Here is a 2,008-nt window from a genome sequence, read left to right as displayed (position 1 = left end):
CTCGCTGATGCGGTTAGGCCATTAACAGCAGCGGCAGGTTTGGATAAATCGTGGGATGAACGAATTAAAAACATAGCCAGAATTGGTGAAACCAGTAAACCAGATCCGTTAACGACCAGCACGGTAGGGCAATTATTAGATGGCTTTGGCGAAGTTATAGCGCCCGCAGCGGTGGGATCCGCATTGGGGGGGCCGATTGGGGCTGCTGGCTTAACGGGCGTAGCAACCACGCAAGTTAGATATTATGAGGCGTTAAAGAAGGGGGTCGATGATAACACCGCATTTGGAAAGGCCATATTAGAAGGTGGCGTAAACGCTGTTGGCGTAGTAATCCCCGCCGCCCCTTTTGCAAAAAGCCTCAGTACCCGATTGTTGGCTGGAGCTGCAAGTAATGCCGGTTTGGGTGTCGCTCATCGCGCCGCAACACATGAATTACTGGAGCGGAACGGATATAAAGAAATGGCCCAGCAATATAGAGCCTTTGATAAAACCGCGCTGGCGACCGATGTGATCCTTGGGGCTGCGTTCGGCGGGCTGGCCCACCTTTACGCTCGCCCATCGCCTGAGATTGTAGATGCTGCAATGACCGCTCGTGGCGCTGAGCATTTCAGTGAGTCTACCGCCCCCGGTTTACCTGTCGATATTGCGTCCAGCGTGGTGCATCAAAACGCACTGGATCTAGCCATGCGGCAACTGGACGCAGGAGATAGGGTGGATGTGTCGTCACTTGATGGCGTAAACGACGCAGCATTCCTTCTTCACAACGAATCTACGGTTTCAGCAGAAACAATCCGTTTGCGCAGCCTGGCCGATCAATTACTTCCGCGAGGTGAACGTAAGTCGTTAACGGAAGAGTCTCGCAACCTTGAGTATCAATTGCAGAAAGCAAAGTCTGACCTTAATCAACTAGCTGATACACCACTCACTGGTTCAAGAAGGAACTTAGCAAAAGCCCGCGCTGAACGTGCAGCTACGATCGAAACTCTCAACGCTAAAATTTCTGATTTGGCATCTCGATTGAGAGAAACAAAGGAGCAACTAGCACCACATCAGGATGGTGGGCTTTATTATGAAGCACGCTCCAACCTTTCCAGGCTGGAGCAAGGGATCGTTCCCGCCTATTTGCGTCTGATGCTGCGTGATGAGGCCGGAATAACCGATCGCACACGGGGATCATCCCCAGCAGCAGATATTTCATCGCCACAAGACAGCAGCGCCCCGCGCGCTCAAGAGAATACCTCTGGCGCTGGTAGTGGTAAGTATCCCCCATCCGTTGAACGACTAAGAGCACTGGTGCTGGCTAACCCTGAGGCTAACGTTATTTCCGCATTTGATAATGAGGGAACGCCGATTCAGCAAAATGTCACGGAGGTTATGGCTGATATCGACGCCAACCTGCAAACTGCACGCCGTGAATCCACCATGTTTGGTACCGCCGTCTCTTGTTTTTTACGTAGGGGATAACCATGCATCCGAATTGTATTCAGGAAGTAGAGAGCGCCATCGGAAGAAAGCTGACGAAAGCGGAAACCGACGGGATAGATACAACGATAAGCTATCACCTGCGTGAACTTGCAAGAGAAGATCGCCAGCGTTTCAGTTCACTATCCCAGCAAGACAGACTGATGGAGGCGGCACAGCGTGCAATGGTTGCCCATACTCAGCGTGCTGAAAAAATCGCAGAGCGCCGGGCGCTTAATATGGTGGATCAGGTTAAAAATGTTGAGGTACTAACTGAACGTGCTGCCGTGCTGGGCGGTAAAGCGCCATTTCATAAAGCGATGTTTGAAAGGATTCGGCAATTGGATGTCCGCGTTCGAGGTGAGCGCGCGGCGGCATTCAGTGAAATAGTTGACACGATCAATGCTGTCGAGCCCAGATTTCTGGTCGTGTATTCAATATGTTGATTGCAGTGTGAAATGTCCGGTTTTGGATGTGGAATACAGTGGCTAAAGTTGATGTAAGATGCCCGTTTTGTGAACAGACATCTCCTGTGAAAAAACACGGT

1 protein-coding gene and 1 pseudogene are annotated in these 2,008 nt (G+C 51.0%); one reads left to right on the top strand and one right to left on the bottom strand.

The window, feature by feature from the left end; all coding sequences use genetic code 11:
• Positions 1-1,464, top strand: a pseudogene (locus QZ506_RS08025) (hypothetical protein); the annotation flags it as partial.
• Between the two features lie 307 nt (positions 1,465-1,771).
• Here QZ506_RS08025 and QZ506_RS08020 read toward each other — a convergent pair.
• Positions 1,772-2,008: hypothetical protein (locus tag QZ506_RS08020; RefSeq protein WP_291970257.1), on the bottom strand; the 237-nt coding region annotated here is incomplete at its 5' end.

The organism is Candidatus Symbiopectobacterium sp. (genome assembly GCF_020054415.1).
GTDB lineage: Bacteria > Pseudomonadota > Gammaproteobacteria > Enterobacterales > Enterobacteriaceae > Symbiopectobacterium.
The sequence above is the reverse complement of the archived record's forward strand: the minus strand, read 5'-3'. Positions and strand labels throughout refer to the sequence as shown.